The organism is Tabrizicola sp. TH137, from assembly GCF_002855575.1.
Lineage (GTDB): Bacteria > Pseudomonadota > Alphaproteobacteria > Rhodobacterales > Rhodobacteraceae > Paragemmobacter.
Genome location: NZ_PKRQ01000005.1, coordinates 176,182 through 198,568, shown reverse-complemented (window position 1 = coordinate 198,568; position 22,387 = coordinate 176,182). Strand labels below are relative to the sequence as shown.

Here is a 22,387-nt window from a genome sequence, read left to right as displayed (position 1 = left end):
TCAGCCCCCCATGTAATCGCCCTTGCCCAGATCCACCCCGTTATGGCGCAGGATGTTGTAGGCGGTGGCGATGTGGAAATAGAATTGCGGCAGGGAGTAGAGGTTCAGGAACGCCTCGCCCGCCATCTTCACCTCCTGCCCGCGCATCTTGATGCGGATCTCGCGCGTTTCGGCCCCCTCATAGGCGGCGGGATCGAACCCGGCCATATAGCCCCGCGCGGCGGCGATGCGGTCCTGCAATTCGGCGAAGCTGGTTTCGGTGTCGGGGAAACTCTTGGGCTCTTCTCCCGCCAGGCGCGCACAGGCGCGGGCGGCGAAATCGCAGGACAGTTGCACCTGTCTGACAAAGGGGAACATGTCGGGAAAGAGGCGGAAGGTCAGCATCGCCTCGGGCTTGATGTTCTTCGCCGTGCAATGCGCCTCGGCCTTGGTCAGGAGGTGCGAGAGGTTGTTGAGGAACCGGTCATAGACGGCGACGGAACGGTGATGCATGAAAGGACCCCTTGTCGGTTGGCCCGACCGTCCGCCCGCCGCCCGTCCGTGTCAATCGCCTTCGTCACCGATCAGATCGCCATTTTCCGGGTCCCAGCGCGTGGCGGCTGCCGGATCATGGCGCCGCCAGTCGGCCAGCAGGGCCGCGCGCGGTTTCGGAAGGCCGGGGCCGATCTCCGGCGCGGCGATGGAGTCGATGCGGAAGGTGCGGAAATCCTGCCGCAGGGTGCAGAAGGCCAGAAGGCAAGTGCCGTGATGCGTCAGCCCCGCAGGCCAGACCTCGCGCGCGCTGCGCGCGCCATCAGCGGCGGTGTAGAGGAAGCGCAGCGCGCGTTCCTCGTGCAGGGCGGTCAGCACCGCCGCCCGCACCGGGCTTCCGGCGCGGCCATCCGGGCCGATGACGGGCGGCAGAAGCGACAGGTCGCCGCCCGCAAGGGCGATATGGCGGCTCCGCGTCGCGGGCGAGAGCGATCCCATCACCTGATGCAGGATCTCGGCCGCATCGCCCAGCATGGACCGGCTGTGGCCATGCTGGCGGATGGCGCGAAGCGCGGCGACCAGCGTCGTGACCTCGTCCGAGGACAGATGCAGGACGACACGTTCCTCCTTGCCCGTCCAGACCAGATGGTTGCGCCCGATGAAGTCCATCGGTGTGCCCGCGGCGATCCAGCCGCGCATCTCGGCCCGCAGGTCGCGCCGCCGGGTCCCGAAGGCCCGGCACAGGCGCCGGGTCACGCGCAAGGTCCCCCTGTGGGACAGAAGGGTGGTGAAAAGGCTTTGCCGGAGCGCGGCATCGGGCGGAAAGATCGAAGGGTGGGGCATGGCGGCAACTCGTTACAGGATACAGATTTGCGGGACCGGGCGCTCCGCGGGAGCGCCAAATTTCTTCGAAGAAATTTGCAAAAATCTTCGAAGATTTTTGGGTTCTTCACTTCCAGAGATGTAGGGCGGGGCTGCCCCCGCCTTTGCTCACACCCCCAGACACCAGCGCATGATGGCCTTCTGTGCGTGCAGGCGGTTCTCGGCCTCGTCGAAGATCACCGAATGCGGGCCGTCCATCACGGCGCTCGTCGCCTCGTCATTCCGATGGGCGGGCAGGCAATGCATGAACAGGCTGTCGGGCTTGGCCCGGCTCATCAGTTGTTCGTTCACCTGATAGGGGCGGAGCTGGTTGTGGCGCCGTTCCTTGGCGGATTCGGGGTCATGCATCGACACCCAGGTATCCGTCACCACAAGGTCCGCGCCTTCGACGGCGGTGAAAGGGTCGCGCTGGATCGTGACCTTCGATCCCTTGTCGCGGGCGAACTGGACGAATTTCTCTTCGGGGTCGAGCGTTTCGGGCCCGGTGAAGGTGAAGTCAAACCCGAACTGCCCCGCCGCATGGAGGAAGGAGGCGCAGACATTGTTGCCATCGCCGCACCACACCACCTTGCGCCCGCCGATGGGGCCGCGATGTTCCTCATAGGTCATCACATCGGCCATGATCTGGCAGGGATGGGTGCGGTTCGTCAGGCCATTGATGACCGGGACGGTGGCATGTTCCGCCATCTCCAGAAGCGTCGCCTCCTCGAAGGTGCGGATCATGATGAGGTCCACGTAACGGCTCAGGACGCGGGCCGTGTCGGCGATGGTCTCGCCATGGCCAAGCTGCATTTCCTTGCCGGACAGGACCATCGTTTCGCCCCCCATCTGGCGGACGCCCACATCGAAGGAAACGCGGGTGCGGGTCGAGGGTTTCTCGAAGATCAGCGCGACCATGCGGCCCTTCAGCGGCGTTTCATCATCGGGCGAGCCCTTCGGGCGGCCATTGCGCGCCGTCTTCATCGCATGGGCGCTGTCGATCATGGCGCGCAATTCGCTGGCGTCGGTCTTGTGGATGTCGAGGAAGTGTTTCATTTCATTCCGTTTTTCTGTGGCGGAGGCCGCCGGGGGCATTCTGCCCCCGGACCCCCTGAGAGTATTTTCACCAAGATGAAGGGGCGGGGGCGAATTCCATCACGAGGACCGGGTCGCCATCCTCGCAAGGCAGGATGCCGCGGGGCATGAAGCCGGCGCGTCGGTAGGCGCGGATGGCGCGGTCATTGGCGGGATCGGGATCGCCCCACCAGTCGCGCACATGCGGCTGGGCGAGCCAGCCCCGCAGCAGCGGGTACTCCGCCCGCGTCACGCGCGGGAAGCTGTAGGCCTCAGGCTGCGGCATCGGCCTTCACCCGGGTTGCGGCGCGGTCGAGCCGGGCCAGCGCCTCGCCGATATCGGCCTCGGTGATGGTCAGCGCGGGCAGGAGGCGGATCACGTTATCCGCAGCCGGCACCGTCAGCAGATGTTCCGCATAGGCGGCCTTCACCACATCGGTATTGGCCGCCTTGCACTTCAGGCCGAGCATCAGGCCCTGGCCACGCACGGCCTCGAACACGTCCGGATGGCTGGCCACCAACCCCTCCAGCCCCTGGCGGAAGCGGGCGCCCTTCTGGCCGACCTCGGCAAGGAAGGCGTCGTCGGCGACAATCTCCATCACCTTCGCCCCCACCGCGCAGGCGAGCGGATTGCCGCCATAGGTGGAGCCATGCGTGCCCGCCACCATGCCCACTGCCGCGCCTTCGGTCGCCAGCACGGCGCCGAGGGGGAAGCCCCCGCCGATGCCCTTGGCCACCATCATGATGTCAGGCGTCACCCCGGCCCATTCATGGGCGAAAAGCTTGCCCGTCCGGCCCATGCCGCATTGCACCTCGTCGAAGACCAGGAGCGCGCCGGTCGCGTCGCACAGGTCGCGCAGGCCCTTCAGGCAGGCATCGGGCAGGGTGCGGATGCCGCCCTCGCCCTGCACGGGTTCGATCATCACGGCGGCGGTCTTGTCCGTCACCGCCGCGCGCAGGGCATCGTGGTCGCCGAATTTCAGATGGGTGAAGCCCGGCATCAGGGGGCCGAAGCCCTTGACCATCTTCTCCGATCCTGCCGCGGCGATGGCCCCGGTGGACCGGCCATGGAAGGACCCTTCAAAGGTGATGATCTCCACCCGCTCCGGCTGGCCCTTTTCGTACCAGTGCTTGCGCACCATCTTGATCGCCAGTTCCGCGGCTTCGGTCCCCGAATTGGTGAAGAAGACGGTATCGGCGAAGGTGTTGGCGACCAGCAGGTCGGCCAGTCGTTCCTGTTCCGGGATGCGGTAGAGGTTCGACACATGCCAGAGCTTTGCCGCCTGGTCCGTCAGCGCCGCCACCAGCGCCGGATGGGCATGGCCAAGCGCGTTCACCGCGATCCCGGCGCCAAGGTCGAGGTATCGGCTGCCATCCTCGGCCCAGAGCCAGGACCCTTCGCCCCGGGTGAAGGCGATGGGCGCGCGGTTATAGGTCGGCAGGACGGAAGCGATCATGGGAGATGTCCTTGGAAGCGAAGCCCTAGCCGTAAAGGCCGGGCAGGGGGGGTGTCAACTTGGGAGGAGCGGCCCGCAGAGGCAGGCCATGGCAGAGCGGCCGACGGTCAGCGTCGGCGTCGGGGCAGCGCGAAAAGGGCGGTGCAAGTGCTCATGCCCGTGGTGATACGGCAGATGCGCGCCGTTGCAAAGCGAAACCTTCGCCCGGCGGGCGTGCCGGGTGGCGAAAGGGGCCGCCATGATTCTGCCACAGTGATTCTGGAAACCTTCAACCTTTGGTTGTGATCCAAGCGTTTCAGAAATCCGGGCGCGGAAACAATCGTTAACAACAGCGCGGATCATCCATCGAATTATGGCAAAAAGTATGTAAACCCGGCCAAAAGTTGACGGGAATATGGCGAAAGACCTAGCGCAGAGGGGCAACCGGATGGAACGCCATCCCAAAACACAGGTCCCAAATGCCCCCCTTTGCCCCCCGTCGTCTTGCCCTCGCCTCTGCTCTTCTGCTCTCTGTCTCGCTTCCCTTTTCGGCATCCGCCGCAAGCGGTGGTGGTGAGCTCTGCGCAATGGCATCGGCTGATCCCGTTGCCTTTGTCGCCCATCCCGAATTCGCCGAACGCCTGATGGAAATGCAGGGAAGCTGTGACGACCTGATCTTCGCGCTGACCAGCGTGACCGGCTCTATCGCCTCGGCCGAACGTGCCGGCAGCGCCGATGCCAAGTCCACCGTCGCAGCCCCCGACTACAGCGACCTGATCACCCGTCTGGAAAAGGCGACCGACGATCTGAACGGCGCGACCGAAACGGTGGCGAAGAAACAGGCGGCGCTCGACCGCACGATCCGCCGCGCCCGCAAGCTGGGCATCGCGGAGGGCGACATCCGCCTCTTCCTCGCGATGGAAGACCGCGCGACGGTTGACGATGACAAGATCCGCTACGAGCGTGTGCTGCCGGACTTCACCGCCGCCAAGCGCCGCGCCCTGGAAAAGGTGCTGGAGGCGCAGCAGGCGCTGGACAAGGCCAATGACGACCTCGCCGCAGCGACCGAAAAGGCCAAGCCCCTGGTCGAGAAGGCGGCGGAACTTTCCGGTCTTGCCGATACGGCGCAGGAAGATCTGGCGGCGGTTCTGGGCGGGATGAGCGCCGAGGAACTGGCCGACCAGTTCCGCCAGACCATCGCCACGGCCAAGGACGAGGCGGCCGCGCTGGCCCAGAAGGCCGGGCAGGTGGAAGCCGAACGCGCCGCCGTGGACAAGGCGCTGAAGGCGGCGCTGTCGAACAGCCGCTATCGCAAGGCCCTGGCTGATGTGGCGGAAGAGGAAGAGGACTATGCCGAGGCCAAGGAAGATCTGGCCAAGGCCCAGGCCGCCTTCGATACTGCAAAGGCAAAATACGATGCGGCCCGCGCGACGGACAGCAGATGCCGGTCGCGGGCCTGCGACGCCGCCGAGGAAGCCGCCAAGCGGGCCGAGCGCAACCTGCGCGAGGCGCGGGAAGAGGTGGAAGACGAGGCCCGGGATCTGGAGGAAGAGAAGCGTGACCTCGCCCGGGTGGAGAAGGAGCTGAAGATTGCCGATCTTTCGGCATCGCTCGTGGCGCTGACCGGCAACCTGACGGAAGTAAAGCAGGCCGAGGCCGCCGCCGCCGCCGCCGCCGAAGCCGCCGAGGCGAAGGCGCAGGAACTGACCCGGCTGCTGGATCAGGCCTGCGCGGCGCTGTCCAAGGCCCGCGCCGCCTCTGCCGAGGCGCAGGCTGCGACCGCCGAGGAAGAGGCCGATGTCCTGGCCGCCGAGGCCGCGCTGAAGGCCGCGATGGCCGAGGCTGAAGAAGCGCTGGAGGGCAGCCCCGAAGAGGCCGCAGCGTTGCAGGCGGTGCTGGATGCGCAGGCCGATCTGACCGAAGCGCTGGCCGCCCTTGGCGCGGCGCAGGACAGCGCCGAGGCGCTGGTGCAGGAGATCGCGCAGATCAACGCCCCGCCCGCCGAGGTGACCGAGGCCGCCGAAACCCTGTCCGACAGCGTCGAGGCCAGTGAAAAGGCCGAGTCCCCTGCGGAAGACAGCCTCGATGCGGCGGAAGAAGCCGTTGCCGATCATCAGGACGCGACCGAAGACCTGAAGGCGGCACTGGACGAGGCCCAGCCCGATGCGCCCGAGGCCGCTACGACCGACAGCGATGCGGCGGCCGATGCCGGCGCGGCGGAGGGGTCCGACGCCAATAGCTGATCCTGCGCGCCCGGCACGATGGGGGCATCGGGGGGCGGGGCGCAGGAGGCCGGACGACAGGGGGCTGTCGGATCGGCCGGGCGGGCCGTGCGAGGGATCGCGCGGCCCGCTTCCTTTTTGGATCGGCCCGATCCGTGGCTGGCCGGAGGCGGGGCAGGGGCCGCCGAAAGCGGGCGCAGCGGCCCGGCCGCGCGCAGGTCGCGCCGCGTCAGCAGCGGATGGGCGCGGGGGCCATAGAGATCGGCCAGCGATGCGCCGATCCGGGCGGCAGCCCGGTCCGGTGCCAGGCGGCACAGCGCGGCGGTGATCTGAAGCCGCGCCAGCCCGCCCAGCATCTTCAGCGTTTCTTCCCCCGGATAAAGGCTTTCGGCAGGGGCTCCGGCAGCACAGAGGATGGCGTGGCGGGGCAGCAGCAGGTGGTGATAGGTCACCCGCCGCACACCCTGCGCCACCCGGCAGCCGCGAAAGCGCAGCTCGGCCAGATGCCTGGCGCGCACCAGCACCGGATCGCCCGTCGCCCTTTCCAGCAACACCGCATGCTGCGGCGACAGGCGCAGGTCGGCATGGTTGCCGATGGCCCCGGCCGGCAGGTGGATCGGGCGCAGCTTCGGATCGGCCGCCAGCGCGGCCGGCCCCAGGGCGCGGCCCCCCGCCCAGATCACCGGCATCGGCCCTTCGGCGGTGGTGACAGGGTCGCCGGGACGAAGCGCCTCGACCGGGCGCCAGCCTTCGGGCGTCAGCAGGGGGGTGCCTGCGGTAAAGCAGGGAATCCCCATCGCCACCAGTTCGCGGTAGCTGTCCACCTGATCGGGGCGGATGCCGGGCAGGACGACCCTCTCTCCCCCCGGAAAGACGAGGATGGCATCCCCGCTGCCATCGCCGACCGTGTCGCTGACCGTGATGTCATGCCAGCGCAGCGGATCGTTCTGCGCATCGCGCAGGGCCGAGACGTCAAGCTGATCCGTCGCCTGCCCGCCGACCCGCGTCAGATCGAAATCGGTGATCGTGTCCTGCCCGCCGCCCGCCGCAAGGGCAAAGACATCCCGCCCGTCGCCCCCGCTGAGCTGGTCATTCCCGCCGCCGCCCGCCAGCCGGTCGCTGCCCAGCCCGCCGGTCAGCGTGTCATTCCCCGCGCCCCCCGTCAGCGCGTCATTGCCCGCGCCCCCCTCGATCAGCAGGGCAGAGGTGGCGGCGCTGGCATTGATCGTGTCATTCCCGCTGCCGGTGCGGACATGGTCGATGTTCTGGAACTGCGTGTTGCCGGCCTCGCCCCCGCTCGCCGAGGTGAAAGTGATGCCGAGCGATTTGCTTTCCCATCCGGCATCCAGAAGGTCGATCCCCGCGCCGCCATCCACCGTGTCATTGTCGGACAGGGCGATCGTGTCATTGCCGTCGCCGCCCTCCACCAGATCGGCACCCGGCCCCGGCTGGAAGACATCCGCGCCCGATCCGCCGAACATCGAATCGTTGCCGTTGCCGCCCAGAAAGCTGTCTGCCCCGGCGCCGCCATAGAGCGCGTCGCCGCCATCGCCGCCGGCAAGGGTGTCGCTGCCGGTGCTGCCGAACAGCCGGTCGTCATTCGCGCCGCCATCCAGCGCATCATCGCCCGCGCCGCCTGTCAGGCTGTCATCGCCCGCCCCGCCGGTGACCGTGTCATTCCCCGTCCCGGCGTTGACCGTGTCGTTTCCTGCCGCGGCCTCGATCCGGTCATCCGGCCCGTCGTCGCCGTCGATCTGGTCGCCTCCGGCATCGGCATAGCCCACCCCCATCGACTCGGCGGCCGCCGTGCCCTCGACGATCCCGTCGGGCAGAAAGGCCGCCACCGGGATCGGGCCGGAGCTGAAGGCGCCGGTGCCGCTGCCGTCGGAATGGCCGGCCCAGGCGACGGTGAAGCTTTGCGTGACAGGGTTCCACAGGACCTGGACCTGATCCCAGTCAAAGCCGTTCTCGTGGCTGAGCGCGGCGCTGGCACCGCTGGCGACGAGGGGGATATCGCCGGTCAGCGGCGTGCCGCTGGCATCGAAGATGCGATAGACGAGGCCGGTCGAGGACAGGAAGGACTGGTCCCCGTCGGCGAAGACAAGGGCGAAGCGCCCGCTGTCGCCGAAGGCGACGATGCGGGCAGGGCCGGGTTCGGGATGGTCTGGGCTTTGCGGCACGTCGATATCGGCGGCGATGACCGTGCCGGTCGCCGTGTCGAGGATGGCAAGCTGCGGGTGATTGTGGCCACCGGGAGAGGTGTCGCTGTTCGCGACATAGGTGATCGCGACGCGGCCGGGGGCGATTTCCGCCATCTCGACCATGGTGCTGTCATACCAGTCCCAGCCATCCACCGCGCCGTTGCCGATGCGGATATCGCCCGTGGCGGCACTGCCATCGGCGTTGAAGATCCGGCCCTCCAGCGTCATGGAGGTTTCGTCATCGCTCAGCCCGTCATTGACCCAGAGCGCCATCCAGCGCCCGTCCGACAGGGCCAGCAGGACGGGCGGCGATTCCCATGGCGTATCCTGCGCCTCGCCGTCGCTGCCCTCCACCTCGGTCGTGGGGCGGATCACCGCGCCTGTCTGGCTGAGGAGGGTGAAGACCGGCTCATCCTCGCCCGCCTCTTCATTGTTGCGCAGCCAGCCGATCACGACATTGCCGTTGGCCAGGGTGATGACCGACAGGTTCGCCAGGTCATAGCCATCCGACCCGTCCACCCCGACCGAGCCGATGGTGAAGTCGCCGCTGTTCCAGCTTGCCGTCGCGGGGTTGTAGATCCGGCCTTCCAGCACCATCCCGCCGGTGTCATCCGACAGCGCGTTGTTGGACCAGACGAAAAGGATCGTGCCATTGTCCAGCACCGTGGTCACGGGCGGGCTTTCGCTGCCCGAGGCATTGCTGGCCTGGATATCCGTCGCGGGGGTGGTGATGGTCAGCCCGGTCGCGCCGGGCGTGGCGATGGCGAAGACCGGCGCCTCGCCCCCGGCGGCGGTGTTGCTGCGGACATAGCTGATGACCACCCGCCCGTCGGGCAGCAGGTCGAGGTCGAGATTGTCCCAGTCAAAACCATCCGACCCGTCGATCGGCGGCAGCGAGGACAGGCTGAACTGCGCGCCGGCCGGGCTGCCATCGGCGTTGACGATGCGGCCCTGAAGCACGAGGTCGGCATCATCGTCCAGCGCATCGTTGGACCAGATGTAAAGCGTGCGCCCATCCTGAAGCAGCAGCATCCGGGGCGGCGACTGGTTGCCGGTGGCGGTGGTGTTGATCTGGGTTGGGCTCATCCTCGGGTCCCGTGCTGTGCCGCCGCGATGCGGGGGCGCGGCCGGATCAGCCTAGAAGGACTTTCCCAAGGGAGGGTTAAGCCGCGCAGCGGCCAGAAAGGGCGGCCGAGGGCGGGGGGGTCTAGCGCCGGGCCAGCCCCGCCAGACCGCGCGGCAGCAGGATCACGAAGAGCGCCAGCACCAGGCCCAGCCCGATCTCGCGCAGGGTGCCGAATTCGCGCAAACCCTCATCCGCCGCCATCAGGAGCGCCGCGCCCAAAAGCGGCCCCCAGACCGTGCCCATCCCCCCCACCACGATCATGGCAAGCAGGAAGAGCAGCATGGAAACCGAAAAGACGATGGGACCCACGACCCCGAAATGGGCGGCGTAGAAAGCCCCGGCCAGCCCGGTGAAGAAGGCCGACAGGCCAAAGACCCAAAGCTGATAGCGCAGCCGCCCGACCCCGCGCGACATGGCATAGCCCGGATTGTCGCGCAGCGCCCGGAAGGCCAGGCCCAGTGGGCCGCGGATCAGCAGGATGCAGAAGACCTGCGCCGCCAGCAGCAGCGCCAGCCCCACATAGTAATGCCCGATGTAGAATTTCGATCCGATCAGGTCGCGGAACCCCAGATCGCCAAAGCGCGAGAAGCCCCTCACCCCGCCGAAAAGCGGCAGGCAGCCCGAGGGCGGGTTGGTGAAGCAGGCCGTGTCATTCACTACGATCAGATAGATGACCTGCGCGATGGCCAGCGTCAGCAGCGCCACATAGGCCCCCTTCAGCCGCAGGCAGGCGAAGCCGATCACCAGGCTCGCCGCCACCGTCACCAGCGCCGAAAGCGGCATCGCCGCCAGAAGCGGCAGCCCGCCGTAATAGGCCAGCATCGCCGTGCCATAGGCCCCGATGGCAAACAGCGCCATCTGCGCCAGCGAGAAGATGCCCGCCACCCCGAGGACGAGGTTCCACTGCGTCACCACGATGCCCCAGATGAAGAACAGCGTGATCTGGGTGACGATGTAGCGCGTGCCAAAGACCAGCGGCACCAGCGCCATCAGCGCGGCCAGCAGGAGGCAGATCAGGACGTCGCGGCGCGCCCCGGTCACAGCCGCACCACCTGACGCCGGCCGAACATGCCATAGGGCCGCCAGATCAGCACCGCGATCACCAGCGCCAGCAGGATCGCAAAGGCATATTGCACCCCGAAGAGATACTGGATCACCGCCTCCAGCAGGCCAAGGATCAGCGCCGCCACCGCCGCGCCCGGCACATTGCCCAGCCCGGCCACGACACAGATCACGAAGGCCTTCAGCATCGGATCGGCCCCCATCGTGGGCAGCAGCCCCGACAGCGACGAAATCATGATCCCCGACAGCGCCGCCAGCGCCCCCGACAGCATCAGGACCTGCGCATAGACCCGCCCGATGCGGATGCCCATCAGTTGCGCCGCCTCGCGGTTCTGGGCCGTGGCGCGGATCGCCAGACCCGCCCGCGTGCGCCCCAGCAGCCAGGCCACCCCCGCCAGCATCGCCGCCGCCACGGCAAGGATCAGGATATTCTGCAAGGGCACCACCACCCCCGCCACCGACAGGCCGCCCGGCAGCGTCAGGGGCTGCGCCTTGGGCTGCGGCCCGAAAAGTTGCAGCACCAGGCTTTGCAGCACCGACCCGATGCCGATGGTGGCGATGAAGATCTGCGTCTCGAAGGCGGGCGAGGCCAGCATCGGCCGCGCCACGAAAAGATAGATCGCCAGCCCCAGGAGCCCGCCCACCGCCATCGCCGCCAGCACCGCCAGCGGCGCGGGCAGGCCCAGCGTCGCCATCACGAAGAAGCAGACATAGCCGCCAAAGGCCAGCAGCGCCCCCTGCGCCATGTTCAGCATGTTCAGCGCGCCATAGACCAGCGCCAGACCGATGGTCGAGACCGCATACATCGCGCCCAGCGTCAGACCGGAGGCAAGGACCTGAACCGCCGTCTCCATCGCTCAGCCCCCCAGATAGGCCGAGAGGATTTCAGGGCGCGACAGGAAATCCTGCCCCGGCCCCTCCCATCCGATGCGGCCATTGTCCATCAGATGCATCCGGTCGGCCATTTCGGCGATCCGCATGGCATTCTCCTCCACGACAAGGATGGTGCGCCCCGAGGCGGCGAGGCTGCGCACGACCTCGTAGATCTGGTCGATCACGATCGGCGCAAGGCCGAGCGAGGGTTCATCCAGCATCAGCACCCGCCCCCCGGCCATCAGGCCGCGCCCGATGCCGACCATCCGCCGCTCGCCCCCCGACAGGGTGCTGGCGACCTGGCCCCGGCGTTCGCGCAGCTTGGGCAGCAGGTCAAAGACCTCGTCCAGCCGCCGCGCGGCCTCGGCGGCGGCGGCGGGCAGATAGGCCCCGAGGCGGAGGTTCTCCAGAACCGTCATCTCGGGAAACAGCATGTCGCCCTGCGGCACATGCACCACGCCCGCCGCGACGATCTGGTCGGGGCGCAGCCTGTCGATCCGTTCACCGGCAAGGCGGATCGTGCCGCCGCGCGCGCGCAGCAGGCCCGATACCGTCCGCAGGGCCGTGCTCTTGCCATGTCCGTTGGGGCCGACCAGCGCGGCGAAACTGCCCTCCGCCAGCGCGAGGTCCAGCCCCCGCAGCACGGTCTGCGCGCCGTAACCCGCCTCCAGCCCCGCGATTTCCAGAAGGCTCATGGCGCCGTCTCCCGCAGCAGCGCCGCCAGCCGGGCCGAGGCGCCTTCGCCCAGATAGACATCGACCACCGTCCGGTCGGCCACCAGCCCGGCGGGCGGGCCTTCATAGATGCGTTCGCCGTGATGCAGGATCATCACCCGGTCCGACAGGGCGACAAGGAAGCGCATCACATGTTCGATCAGGATGATGGTCACGCCCTGCGCCTTGATGCGGCGCACCGCCGCCATCATCTGGTCGGTCTCGGCATGGGTCAGGCCGCCCACGGGTTCGTCCATCAGCAGAAGCTTCGGCCGCGTCGCCATCGCCCCGGCCAGCATCAGCAGCTTGCGGTCCAGCACCGGCAGCGCGCCGGCGACCAGCCCCGCCTTTCCCTCCAGCCCCACCAGCGCCAGCGCGGCCTCTGTCGCCTCCTCCGCCTCGGGCGAAGGGCGCAGCCCCGGCAGGCCGCGCGCCGCCCGCCCGAACAGCGCCCCGACCTGCACATTCTCGCGCACTGTCAGGCTGTCGAAACAGGCATTGAGCTGGAAGGTCCGCGCCAGGCCCGCATGGCAGATCGCTTCGGGCGCGGCGCGGGTGATCTCCTGCCCGTCCAGCCGCACCCGGCCCGATGTGGCCGGGTTCAGCCCCGACAGCACGTCGAACAGCGTGGTCTTGCCCGCGCCGTTCGGCCCGCCGATGCCCAGGATTTCGCCCCGGCGGGCGGTGAAGGACAGATCCTTCACCGCCGCCAGCGATCCGAAGCGCTTGGTCACGCCGTCGCAGACAAGAAGGGCGTCGCTGCCGTCCAAGACCTGCCGCCCCGCGTCACTTGATCCAGGACGGCAGCACGAAGGGGGCTGTGTTGTAGGGCGGCGGGGCGACCAGCAGCCCGCCCTTCGTCTTGTCCTGGATTTGCAGGAACTGGTGCGGCATCCCCAGCGACGGGTCATTGGTCTGGGTCGGATAGGTATAGGCCGTGTTCTCGGCCGGGTTGAAGCGCGTGGTCCCCGTCACGCCGCGCCAGATCAGGCTGCGCATCCGGTCGGCCACCTTGCGGTTCTGATCGGCATTGTCCGGCTCTCCCGTCCCGCCCGCCAGCGCGGCGGCGGTGGCCCAGACATAGCAGCCATCATAGGGCTGCGCGCCCGAGTTATGCCCGGCATTCGCGCCGAAGCGCGCCTTGTAGCGGGTTTCGAAGGCGGTGCCGATCTCGTCCTGAAGCGCGCCGACCACGGTGGCATAGAGCACGCCGACCGAGGCATCCCCCGCGATCTCGCGGAAGGCGGGGATCGAGGGGCCGTATTGCATATAGACGAGCGAGGGCGTCGGATCGGTGGCGAATTGCACCATGAATTGCGCAAGGTCGGCGGGCAGGAAATGCGTCACCGCGATGACCGAGGGCGGATCGGCGCGCAGCTTGGCCAGCGTCGGCCCCCATTCCGAGATGGGCACATTCACCGTCTCGAACAGGCTGATCTCCCAGCCATAGCTGGCCGCCTGTTCCTGGATCGCATTGGCGATGTTGGCGGCATAGACGCCCGCCGACAGGATCACCGCCATCTTGTTGTTGTTGCGCGTGTATTCGCCCCGCTCCTCCAGCCCCTTGAGGAAGGCGAGGAAGCCCGGCCCGTACCAGTATTCCGCCGGATCGCCCTGGAAACTGCCGAAATAGCGATCCGGGTCCGAGGCGATCAGGGCATTGTGGCCGATCGTGGTGTCGTAATGGACATAGATGATCCCGCTGTCGGCTATGACATCCTGGATCGCCGCGCCCGACCCGATGTTGTAGCCGTTGATCACCGCATGCACGCCGTTGCGGTCGATCAGGCGCTGCACGGCCTGCACATTGGTCGCATCGCCCATCTGGGCGGTGTCCTCGAAATAGGGTTCCAGCGGCCGGCCGAGGATGCCGCCCAGGGCATTGATCTCTTCGCAGGCCAGCGTCAGCCCGTTCTGGAATTCCACCCCGTCGGCGGCGGCGAAATCCGTCAGGGGGGCGGCCTGCCCGACGGGTATGGCCGCGCCCTGCGCGCGGGCGCCATCATTCATGGCGGCCAGCATCGCCGCGCTGCCGCCAAGGGCGGCGGCCCCTTTCAGAAAGACGCGGCGGCTGGGGATGATGGAAGGGGCGGTCAACTTCGTCATGGATCTGTCTCCCTGTGTTTCTTGTTGTTCCACGTCTATCGGATATCCGCCAGCAAGGCGGCGGCGGCCTCGATGGCGGCGGCCTGATGGGGTTGCAGCGCCTGCTGCCCCCATTCGGCGATATGCGGCCCCCAGGGATCGGCGACCCCGGTGCGATGGCCGCTCAGTTCCTCCAGCACGGCAAGGCCGCAATAGGGGGCATACATCGCCGAATAGCCGCCCTCATGCGACATCACGATCCGCCCGCCGCAAAGCCTGTCGGCCGCCTCCATCAGCAGCCGGGTCATCTGGCGGAAGCCCTCGGCCGAAACCATCATCCGCCCCAGCGGATCGACACCCCCGGCATCGAAGCCCGACGGCACCACGATCACCTCGGGGCGATAGCGTTCCAGCGCAGGGAGGACGACGCGCCGCATCGCCTCCAGATAGGCGCCATCGCCGCAGCCGGGGGGCAGGGGAATGTTCAGGTTGTAGCCGAAGCCCGCCCCGGCCCCGCGCTCGTCCAGCCCGCCCGACCGGGCGGGAAAGAGATTGTCCTGATGCAGCGAGATGGTCAGCACGCCGGGATCGTCATAAAACGCCGCCTGCGTGCCATTGCCGTGATGCACGTCCCAATCGACCGTCGCCACCCGCCCGACGCCGCGCACCGCCTGCGCATGCAGGATCGCGATGGCCACATTGCCGAAAAGGCAGAAGCCCATGCCCACATCCTGCGTCGCATGATGCCCCGGAGGGCGCACCAGCGCATAGGCATTGCGCACCCGCCCCGCCAGCACCGCATCCATCGCCTCGATCGTGCCGCCCGCCGCCAGCAGCGCGATCTCATAGCTGCCCGTCCCGAAAGGCGTGAGTTCGCTGGCATCGCCGCCGCCCGCCGCGCTCATCCGGCGGATCTTCTCCAGATGCGCGGCGGTGTGAAAGCGCAGGATCTCGGTCTCCGTCGCCGGGCGCGGGCGGATCGCAACCAGATGGTCGCTCAGCCCCGACACCTCGACAAGGTTCTTGAAACGCCGCTTGGTTTCCGGATTCTCGGCATGTTCGCCGGGCTGCACCGTCAGGCCGGGCGGAAAGACCAGCGCCCAGTTCTGGGTATTGTGCCAGAGATACAGCTCGTGAAAGACGAAACCTGTCGCCATGCACACCTCCTGCCGACGCCTGGGGGAAAGCGTTTCACCGGGCGCGGGGATTGTCACTGTCCGAACGGGTAACCGTCGCGCAGGCCACCCCACCCGAACGGGTGAGATTTCCGATCAACCCCTTGGCGCGTCAGAGGAAACACCCATTTCGCGCAGCCGCAGAACGGCCTGGGTCCGGGTCTCGACCCCGAGTTTCGAGAAGATGTTCTTCAGATGCCATTTCACCGTATCGGGCGCCATCTGCAACGCCGCCGAAAGATCGCGGTTGGTCAGCCCCTCGGACAGGCGACGGGCCACCTCGGATTCCTTGGGACTGAAGCGGGGGCGGGCGGCGGGGCGGGGCCGGACCGAAGCCGCGCCCGTGGTTGCGCCCGGGGCCGCGCCCATCGTCGAACCCGGGGCCATCGCCGTGGCCGCATCGCCGAGGATGCGGTCAAGGAAGGTCGCCGCCTCGCTGCGCGACCGCCAGCTCGGCACCTTCTCGCGCCCGAAGAGCAGCACCTCGCGCAGCGGCGCGCCCTCGTCGATCAGGGTCCGCACCGCGCCCTGACGGCGGCAGATTTCCACCGCATCCACGATGGCGGCCAGCGTGGCAAGCCCGTCGCCCGTGGCGAAACAGGCGATGGCGGTGACGGCGCGGATCTGGGCCAGGCGGCGCAGCCGACCTTCCTGCCGCACACGTTCGGCCAGCGCCTCCATCAGCCGGATCGCCGCCTCGGGGCGGCCCTCCGCGATCAGCAGCCGGGCCAGCGCGATATGTTCCATCTCGCAGGCCGGGCGGCGGGCATCGGGGCTGCGCGCCCAGGCCTCGGAGATCCCGCGCGAGGCCAGCACATGCCGCGCCAGCGAGGTTTCCCCCCGCAGGATCAGAAGCCGTACCCGATCATTCAGCGCGGTGGCCGTCAGTCGGCGGTAGCGGCTTTTCACCCCCTGCCGTTCGGCCCGTTCCAGCACGGCCAGCGCCTCTTCCGTCCGTCCCCGCGCGGCGGCCAGCCGCGCGACATGCAGCTTGCAGGCGATGTCATGCACCACGAGGCCGCATTCCTCGATCAGCGGGCGGTGGCGCAAGAGCAGCGCCTCCGCCTCGGCCATGTCGTTCCATTCGTAATGCAGTTCCACCCGGAAGATGCCCGCCAGCGCCTCGGCATAGGAATCCGGGCCAAGCGTTTCCAGCGCGCTGCGCGTGGCGCGGCTGAAATGCTCTCCCGCCAGCGCAAGATTTCCCGCCCCCTTTTCGATCAGGCCGAGGATCAGGTCGGAATAGACCGTGCCGAAAACCGACTGCGCCTCGGCATGGCTGTCGCGGGCGGCGAGGCAAGCGCGCCGCGCCGGGCCATAATCGCCCAGCGAATACAGGCTGTAGCCCAGGATATTGCCCAGCGTGCCCTTCAGGAAGGGCAGATCGTCCGGGATCGTGGGCAGCCGCGCCTCGGCCAGCCGCACGGCCGAGCGCGAGCGTTCCGCGGCACTCAGCACCCCCGCCGTCAGCACCGCCAGTTCGGCCGCCAGCGCGCCTTCGTCCCGCGCGCTCAGCCGTCCCTGCCGCAGGGCAAGGGCAAAGCTGTCCCGCGCCGTCTTCAGCGCCGCCGCCGCCGAGCGCGGGCGGCTGGTCTGGAACTCGATCCAGACCTTGGCCAGCAGCAGCCGCGTTCGCCGCTCGATCAGCGCATCGGGCAGGCGCGACAGCCAGTCCTGCACGCGGGTCAGATGGCTCTGCCGGATCAGCGGCATGCAGCAATCCTCCACCAGCGCCGCCGCCGCCTCGCTGTCGCCCGCCGCCAGCGCATGATGCACGGCATCGGCGGGCTGGTCGCGCTCCGCCAGCCTCTGCGCGGCGCGGCGATGCAGGGCGATGAGGTCCTCGGGATGGCGCTGCACCAGCAGCGTGCGCAAGAGATCGGCAAAGAGATGATGATAGCGGAACAGCGTCCGCTCGGCATTCAGCGGCACGAGGAAAAGGTTCGCCGCCTCGATCTCACGCAGCCGGGCGCGGGCATCCTCCTGCCCCGAGACGGCGGCGGCCAGATCGGCATCGAACCAGTCGAGGATCGCCGTCCGAAGAAGGAAGTCGATCAGCCCCGGCGACAGCCGCGCGATCACGTCCTGCAACAGGAATTCCGCGATATCCCCCGAGGCGCCGGAAAACTGGCGCAGGAACCGCGCCCGGTCCCCCGTCTCGGCCTCGGTCAGCGCGAGGCTGGCCAGTTGCAGCGCCGCGATCCAGCCCTCCGTCCGCGTCTGAAGCGCCAGGATCTCGGGATCGGCCAGCGACAGGCCGCGGCAGCCGTTCAGGAAGGACACCGCCTCTTCCAGCGAAAAGCGCAGCGCCGTCTCGTCCAGCCGCACCACCAGCCCGCGCATCCGCAGCGTCGCGACCTTCACCGGCACATGCCCCCGCGTGGCCAGCAGGATGCGGAAATTGCGCGGCGCATAGGCCAGCAGCGCATCGAGGATCGCCCCCGCCTCGGGATCGGTCAGGAAATGCGCGTCGTCGATGGCCAGGATCAGCTCGCGCCGCCAGGCGGTGATGCCGTTGATCAGCCGCGTCAGGATCACATCCACCAGAAGGGTTGGCGAGGCATCCACGATGGCGGGCAGCGTCGCCACGATCTCTTCCGACACCCGCCCCAGCGCCCCGATGATATGGTCGATCAGCCGGCCCGGTTCATTCTCGCGCTCGCCCAGCGACAGCCAGGCCACGTCGATGCCCCGCGCCTGCGCCGCCTGGCACCATTGGCCCAGAAGCGTGGTCTTGCCGAAACCGGCCGGCGCCGAGACCACCGCCAGCCGCCCCTCCATCACGCGGTCGAGCTGCCCCAGCAGCGCCCCGCGCGCCACGAGGCGGGGCAAGAGCACGGGGATCGCGAACTTGGTGTCGATGAACAGCGGCATGCCCCAGTGTTGCCGCATCTTCCGCCGCAAGGGAACATGCGATGCAACGGGCCGCGCCGGGTCATCGGTGCTTGATCTTGCCACGCGCGGCTTGTATCCCGCACCGTCCCGTCTAGAATGGCGGGGAACCAGTCATCGAAGGGGTTGCCATGTCCTGGACCGACGAGCGCGTCGAGACGCTGAAGCGCATGTGGGCCGAAGGCCAGTCGGCCAGCCAGATCGCCAAGGAACTGGGCGGTGTCACGCGCAATGCGGTGATCGGCAAGGTCCACCGCCTGGGCCTGTCGAACCGCGCCCCCGGCGGGCGCGAGGACGAGGAGGACACGCCCGTCGCCGCCAAGCCCGAACCCAAGCCCGAACCCGCCGCCGCGACCGCCGCATCGGCCGCGCGCGCCGAACCCGCGGCACGCCCCGCTCCGGAACGCGCCGCCACGGCCGCCCCGGCGCCCTCCAATGTCACGCCCCTTCCCGTGCGCAAACCCATCGTGCCCGCCGGGCAGCCCCTGCCGCCGCAGCCCTCCGCCAACGAGATCAGCCCCGAAGCGCTGGCTTCGGTGCGCGAGGTGGAAAAGCGCGCCCGCCGCCTGACGCTGATGGAACTGACCGAACGCACCTGCAAATGGCCGATCGGCGATCCGGCGACGGATGACTTCTGGTTCTGCGGCCTGCCCTCGCTGCCCGGCAAACCCTATTGCGAGGCCCATGTCGGCGTGGCCTTCCAGCCGATGAGCGCGCGGCGCGACCGTCGGCGCTGAGCCGCAGCGCCGGCGCGAAAGTTTCCACTGGAAACTTTCCCCATGCCCGGCCTTTGGCCGGGCGAAAAATTTTCGCCGAAAATTTTTCGGGAAGAGAAGATTTTTCGTACGAAAAATCTTCGCGCCCTGGCGGGCGTCACGTCCCGCGCGGCTTGGCGCGCAGGGTGGGCTCTGCCACGGTCGGGTCTTCGGGCCAGGGATGGCGCGGATATTGCCCGCGCATGTCCTTGCGCACATCGGCATAGGACGCGGCCCAGAAGCCCGGCAGGTCCATCGTCACCTGCACCGGGCGCTGGGCGGGCGACAGCAGCGTGATGCGCAGCGGCGTCCGCGCCGCGCCGACGACGGGATGGCTGGTCACCCCGAACATCTCCTGCAACCGCACCTCGATGCCCGGAACCTCGTCCTCATAGTCGATCGGCACGCGGCGGCCGAGCGGGGTCTCGAACTGCCCCGGCGCGATGCGGTCCAGCGCCTGCATCTGGTCCCAGTCGAGCATCCCGCGCAGCGCTTCGGTCAGGTCCAGCGCGCGCAGATCGGCCTCGGTCCGGGCCCGGCCCAGATGCGGCAGAAGCCAGTCTTCCAGCCCCGCAAGCAATGCGGCATCGGTCATGTCGGGAAAGCCCGCCCCGCCGCCGCGCGCCAGTTCCACCCGGGCGCGGAAGCGCCGGGCAGAGGGCGTCCAGGGCAGGCCGATCTGGCGGAGGCCGTCCAGCGCCGCCCGCGCCACCGCCTCGGCCGGGGCTTCGGGCCATGTCCGATCCTCCAGCACCAGCGCGCCCAGCCGTTCCTGCCGCCGGGTCAGCACCTTGCCCTCGCGGCGCGACCATTCGCAGAGGTCGTGCCAGCGGATGCGGTCGCTGTAGAGCGCGCGCACCTCCGCCTCGCTGATCGCCACTGCCTGCCGCACCGCCGCCTCGCGCGGGTCGCCGTCCAGATCGGTCGCCACGATCAGCCGCGCGCCGGACAGCGGCAGGCCCGCCGCCATCACCGCCCCCTTGCCGCCCGAGAGGACCCAGCGCGGCGCCTCGCCCTTGCGGCGCAGGCCGATCCGGTCGGGATAGGCCAGCGCCGCCATCTGCGCGGGGGACATCCCCGTTTGCGTCCCCTGCGGCACGGCGCGGGCCAGACGCTTCGCCTCGTCCCGGATGCGGTCGATCGTGCCGCGATGGGCCTGTGGCGGCGGGCGGTCCAATGCCTTCAGCCGCGCCAGCAGATCGGGCGGTTCGCCCCGCAGCGGGTCGCGCTCGGCCAGCAGCGCAGCCAGAGGCGCGGCGGCCGGTCCCGCCAGCGCCAGCATATGGGCAAGGCGCGGATGCAGGGGCAGGGCGGCCAGACGCTTTCCATGATCGGTGATCCGCCCCGCGCCATCCAGCGCGCCCAGATCGGCCAGCAGTGCCTGCGCCTCGGCCAGAATGCCGGGATGGGGCGGGGTCAGGAAGGGCAGGTCCGCGCTGCCCCAGAGCGCGAGTTCCAGGGCCAGCGGCGTGAGGTCCGCCGCCTCGATCTCGGCAGGAGGGAAGGGGGCCAGACCGCCCTCTTCGCCCCGCGTCCAATAGCGGTAGCAGAGGCCTTCCGCCACCCGCCCCGCGCGGCCGCGCCGCTGTTCGGCTTCCGCCCGCGTCACCCGTTCCGTCACCAGCCGCGACATGCCGGACGGCGCGTCGAAGCGCGCCCGGCGGGCGCGGCCCCCATCCACCACAACCCGCACATCCGGGATGGTGAGCGAGGTTTCGGCGATTGAGGTGGCCAGCACCAGTTTCCGCCCCGCCACCGGGGCCAGCGCCGCGCGCTGCGCCGCGAACTCCATCGCGCCGAACAGGGGCCGGATCACCACGCCTGCGGGCAGGCGCCCCGACAGCAAACCCTCTACCCGCCGGATCTCGCCTTCGCCGGGCAGGAAGACCAGCAGCCCGCCGGTCTCCGTCTCTTCCAGCGCCTGCTGGACAAGGTTCGCCACCCCCGCCTCATAGCGCAGCGAGGCATCGGGCGGGCGCGGCAGCCAGCGCGTCTCGACCGGGAAGGCACGGCCTTCCGAGGTGACCATCGGCGCCTCCCCCATCAGCCGCGCCACCGGGGCCGCGTCCAGCGTGGCGGACATGACCAGCAGCATCAGGTCCTCGCGCAGCGCCCCCCGGATTTCCAGACAGAGCGCCAGCCCCAGATCGGCGTTCAGCGAACGTTCGTGGAATTCGTCGAAGATCACCGCCCCAATCCCCGAAAGCCCCGGATCGGACTGGATCATCCGGGTCAGGATGCCTTCGGTCACCACCTCGATCCGCGTCGCGGGCGATACCTTTGCCTCGCCCCGGATGCGATAGCCGACGGTCTGCCCGACCGTCTCGCCCAGGGTTTCGGCCATCCGCTCTGCCGCCGCCCGCGCCGCCAGACGACGGGGTTCCAGCATCACGATGCGCCCCTCGGGCACCAGACCGGCGGCAAGGATATCCAGCGGCACGCGCGTCGTCTTGCCCGCCCCGGGCGGGGCCTGCAACACGGCCATGCCGCGCGCGGCCAGCGCCGCCCGCAGGTCGGGCAGGGCGGCATCAATCGGCAGGGCAGGGCGCGAGTCGGTCATGCCCCCTTATCGCGGCGCGCGCCGCGCAGGGCCAGAGGGCAGCCGCGAGGCTCAGCGCCGGATCAGCCGCGCCTTGCCATAGAGGCTGTCCATCGTCACCTCCACCACCTGCATCCGCCCGTCCGCGCCGGGCAGATAGGTGAGCGAGAAGGGAAAGCTGGTCTTCTCGGCCATGTCTTCGGGGGCAAATCCCGCCACGCGGCGATATTCGCCCGAACAGGTCACCGCCCCGCCTTCCAGCGCCTGCGGCGGCCCCAGCGTCAACTGGCTCGCCCGCCGCCCGTCGAACATCTTCAGCGCGCGGTTGCATTCGCCGCCCGGCGCCACGTCGCGCAGCGTGGCATAAAGCGCGGTCAGCGGGTCCACCGTCCCGCCCTGCGTCGCTGCCTCCACATCCCAGGGGGCGGGATCGCGCGGCGGGTTATAGACCCGCACCTGCGGCACGCCGCCCTTGTATTCCATCACGGATTCCGAACTCCGCTTGCCGGTATCCGCCGTCTCGGCATAGCGCGCGGGGATATAGGTCCCGTCCCGGATCGCCCCTTCGGCGCGGGCGTCATAGCTGACGCGGCGGATCATCGCCATGATGCCGGAAGAGGCAAGCCGCCCGACCACGGCATAGCCCTCGCCCTGCTGATTGGCCGAAAAGGTCAGGCTCCCCGCCGTGATCCCCTTCATCACAAGGTCGAACCGCGCCTGATCCTGCACGGTCTGGGCCGGGGCCGCGGGCGGCAGGGCCAGCGCCAGCAGCGCGGTCAGGGCAAGGCCTGCGACAGGTCGGGCGGGACGGCGGGCAGTCGGCAGCATCGGCGATGGCCCTTTCTCTCTCCTGCGGCGGCGGGCCGCCAGTATCGCCACTGGCATAACCCGCGCCGGTCGGG

Annotated in this window: 16 protein-coding genes; 1 reads left to right on the top strand and 15 read right to left on the bottom strand. The window is 69.0% G+C overall.

Annotation, left to right across the window (positions count from 1 at the left end; all coding sequences use genetic code 11):
- The 13 genes from C0V75_RS15965 to C0V75_RS15905 all read right to left on the bottom strand — a co-directional run bounded on the left by C0V75_RS15965 (window position 1) and on the right by C0V75_RS15905 (window position 18,173).
- Entirely contained in the window at window positions 1–492 is a 492-nt protein-coding gene (locus C0V75_RS15965; protein WP_101921963.1) for a DUF1993 family protein, read from the bottom strand.
- Between the two features lie 51 nt (window positions 493–543).
- On the bottom strand, window positions 544–1,227 hold the full coding sequence (locus tag C0V75_RS15960; RefSeq protein ID WP_158241857.1) for a YafY family protein: 684 nt from the start codon (window positions 1,225–1,227) through the stop codon (window positions 544–546).
- A gap of 234 nt (window positions 1,228–1,461) precedes the next feature.
- The gene (gene argF, locus C0V75_RS15955; RefSeq protein WP_101921961.1) at window positions 1,462–2,388 is read right to left on the bottom strand and encodes an ornithine carbamoyltransferase; all 927 of its coding nucleotides are present in this window, start codon (window positions 2,386–2,388) and stop codon (window positions 1,462–1,464) included.
- A gap of 67 nt (window positions 2,389–2,455) precedes the next feature.
- Window positions 2,456–2,692, bottom strand: a complete 237-nt coding sequence (locus tag C0V75_RS15950) for a hypothetical protein (protein WP_101921960.1) — start codon at window positions 2,690–2,692, stop codon at window positions 2,456–2,458.
- On the bottom strand, window positions 2,679–3,863 hold the full coding sequence (locus C0V75_RS15945; RefSeq protein WP_101921959.1) for an aspartate aminotransferase family protein: 1,185 nt from the start codon (window positions 3,861–3,863) through the stop codon (window positions 2,679–2,681). Before C0V75_RS15945 ends, C0V75_RS15950 begins: the two co-directional genes overlap by 14 nt.
- Before the next feature lie 2,092 nt (window positions 3,864–5,955).
- Window positions 5,956–9,351 carry a Hint domain-containing protein gene (locus C0V75_RS15940; RefSeq protein ID WP_101921958.1) on the bottom strand — a complete coding sequence of 1,132 codons (3,396 nt, stop codon included), beginning with the start codon at window positions 9,349–9,351 and terminating at the stop codon, window positions 5,956–5,958.
- Between the two features lie 121 nt (window positions 9,352–9,472).
- A complete protein-coding gene (locus tag C0V75_RS15935) occupies window positions 9,473–10,432 on the bottom strand; it encodes a branched-chain amino acid ABC transporter permease (protein ID WP_101921957.1) in 960 nt (319 codons plus the stop codon).
- Complete coding sequence (locus C0V75_RS15930) at window positions 10,429–11,307, bottom strand: branched-chain amino acid ABC transporter permease (RefSeq protein ID WP_101921956.1); 879 nt, start codon at window positions 11,305–11,307, stop codon at window positions 10,429–10,431. Before C0V75_RS15930 ends, C0V75_RS15935 begins: the two co-directional genes overlap by 4 nt.
- Before the next feature lie 3 nt (window positions 11,308–11,310).
- Window positions 11,311–12,021: an ABC transporter ATP-binding protein gene (locus C0V75_RS15925; protein ID WP_101921955.1), complete on the bottom strand. Its 711-nt coding sequence runs from the start codon at window positions 12,019–12,021 to the stop codon at window positions 11,311–11,313.
- Complete coding sequence (locus tag C0V75_RS15920; RefSeq protein WP_254216504.1) at window positions 12,018–12,773, bottom strand: ABC transporter ATP-binding protein; 756 nt, start codon at window positions 12,771–12,773, stop codon at window positions 12,018–12,020. Before C0V75_RS15920 ends, C0V75_RS15925 begins: the two co-directional genes overlap by 4 nt.
- 52 nt (window positions 12,774–12,825) lie before the next feature.
- Complete coding sequence (locus C0V75_RS15915) at window positions 12,826–14,145, bottom strand: ABC transporter substrate-binding protein (RefSeq protein WP_101921953.1); 1,320 nt, start codon at window positions 14,143–14,145, stop codon at window positions 12,826–12,828.
- 35 nt (window positions 14,146–14,180) lie between these two features.
- Complete coding sequence (locus C0V75_RS15910) at window positions 14,181–15,281, bottom strand: class II histone deacetylase (protein WP_101921952.1); 1,101 nt, start codon at window positions 15,279–15,281, stop codon at window positions 14,181–14,183.
- Window positions 15,282–15,395: 114 nt separating this feature from the next.
- The gene (locus C0V75_RS15905) at window positions 15,396–18,173 is read right to left on the bottom strand and encodes a LuxR C-terminal-related transcriptional regulator (RefSeq protein ID WP_101921951.1); all 2,778 of its coding nucleotides are present in this window, start codon (window positions 18,171–18,173) and stop codon (window positions 15,396–15,398) included.
- A gap of 149 nt (window positions 18,174–18,322) precedes the next feature.
- Between C0V75_RS15905 and C0V75_RS15900 the strand changes: the two genes are divergently transcribed.
- On the top strand, window positions 18,323–18,928 hold the full coding sequence (locus tag C0V75_RS15900) for a GcrA family cell cycle regulator (RefSeq protein ID WP_101921950.1): 606 nt from the start codon (window positions 18,323–18,325) through the stop codon (window positions 18,926–18,928).
- Between the two features lie 136 nt (window positions 18,929–19,064).
- On the opposite strand, the gene hrpB is transcribed toward C0V75_RS15900, so the two are convergent.
- The gene (gene hrpB, locus C0V75_RS15895; RefSeq protein ID WP_101921949.1) at window positions 19,065–21,506 is read right to left on the bottom strand and encodes an ATP-dependent helicase HrpB; all 2,442 of its coding nucleotides are present in this window, start codon (window positions 21,504–21,506) and stop codon (window positions 19,065–19,067) included.
- Window positions 21,507–21,557: 51 nt separating this feature from the next.
- Window positions 21,558–22,313: a DUF3108 domain-containing protein gene (locus tag C0V75_RS15890; protein WP_101921948.1), complete on the bottom strand. Its 756-nt coding sequence runs from the start codon at window positions 22,311–22,313 to the stop codon at window positions 21,558–21,560.
- Window positions 22,314–22,387: the final 74 nt, after the last annotated feature.

Coding starts and splice junctions, on each gene's coding strand:
- C0V75_RS15915 (WP_101921953.1), bottom strand. CDS start 14,145: ATGACGAAGTTGACCGCCCCTTCCATCATCCCCAGCCGCCGCGTCTTT.
- C0V75_RS15905 (WP_101921951.1), bottom strand. CDS start 18,173: ATGCCGCTGTTCATCGACACCAAGTTCGCGATCCCCGTGCTCTTGCCC.
- C0V75_RS15950 (WP_101921960.1), bottom strand. CDS start 2,692: ATGCCGCAGCCTGAGGCCTACAGCTTCCCGCGCGTGACGCGGGCGGAG.
- C0V75_RS15945 (WP_101921959.1), bottom strand. CDS start 3,863: ATGATCGCTTCCGTCCTGCCGACCTATAACCGCGCGCCCATCGCCTTC.
- C0V75_RS15890 (WP_101921948.1), bottom strand. CDS start 22,313: ATGCTGCCGACTGCCCGCCGTCCCGCCCGACCTGTCGCAGGCCTTGCC.
- C0V75_RS15910 (WP_101921952.1), bottom strand. CDS start 15,281: ATGGCGACAGGTTTCGTCTTTCACGAGCTGTATCTCTGGCACAATACC.
- hrpB (WP_101921949.1), bottom strand. CDS start 21,506: ATGACCGACTCGCGCCCTGCCCTGCCGATTGATGCCGCCCTGCCCGAC.
- C0V75_RS15925 (WP_101921955.1), bottom strand. CDS start 12,021: ATGAGCCTTCTGGAAATCGCGGGGCTGGAGGCGGGTTACGGCGCGCAG.
- C0V75_RS15940 (WP_101921958.1), bottom strand. CDS start 9,351: ATGAGCCCAACCCAGATCAACACCACCGCCACCGGCAACCAGTCGCCG.
- C0V75_RS15900 (WP_101921950.1), top strand. CDS start 18,323: ATGTCCTGGACCGACGAGCGCGTCGAGACGCTGAAGCGCATGTGGGCC.
- C0V75_RS15930 (WP_101921956.1), bottom strand. CDS start 11,307: ATGGAGACGGCGGTTCAGGTCCTTGCCTCCGGTCTGACGCTGGGCGCG.
- argF (WP_101921961.1), bottom strand. CDS start 2,388: ATGAAACACTTCCTCGACATCCACAAGACCGACGCCAGCGAATTGCGC.
- C0V75_RS15965 (WP_101921963.1), bottom strand. CDS start 492: ATGCATCACCGTTCCGTCGCCGTCTATGACCGGTTCCTCAACAACCTC.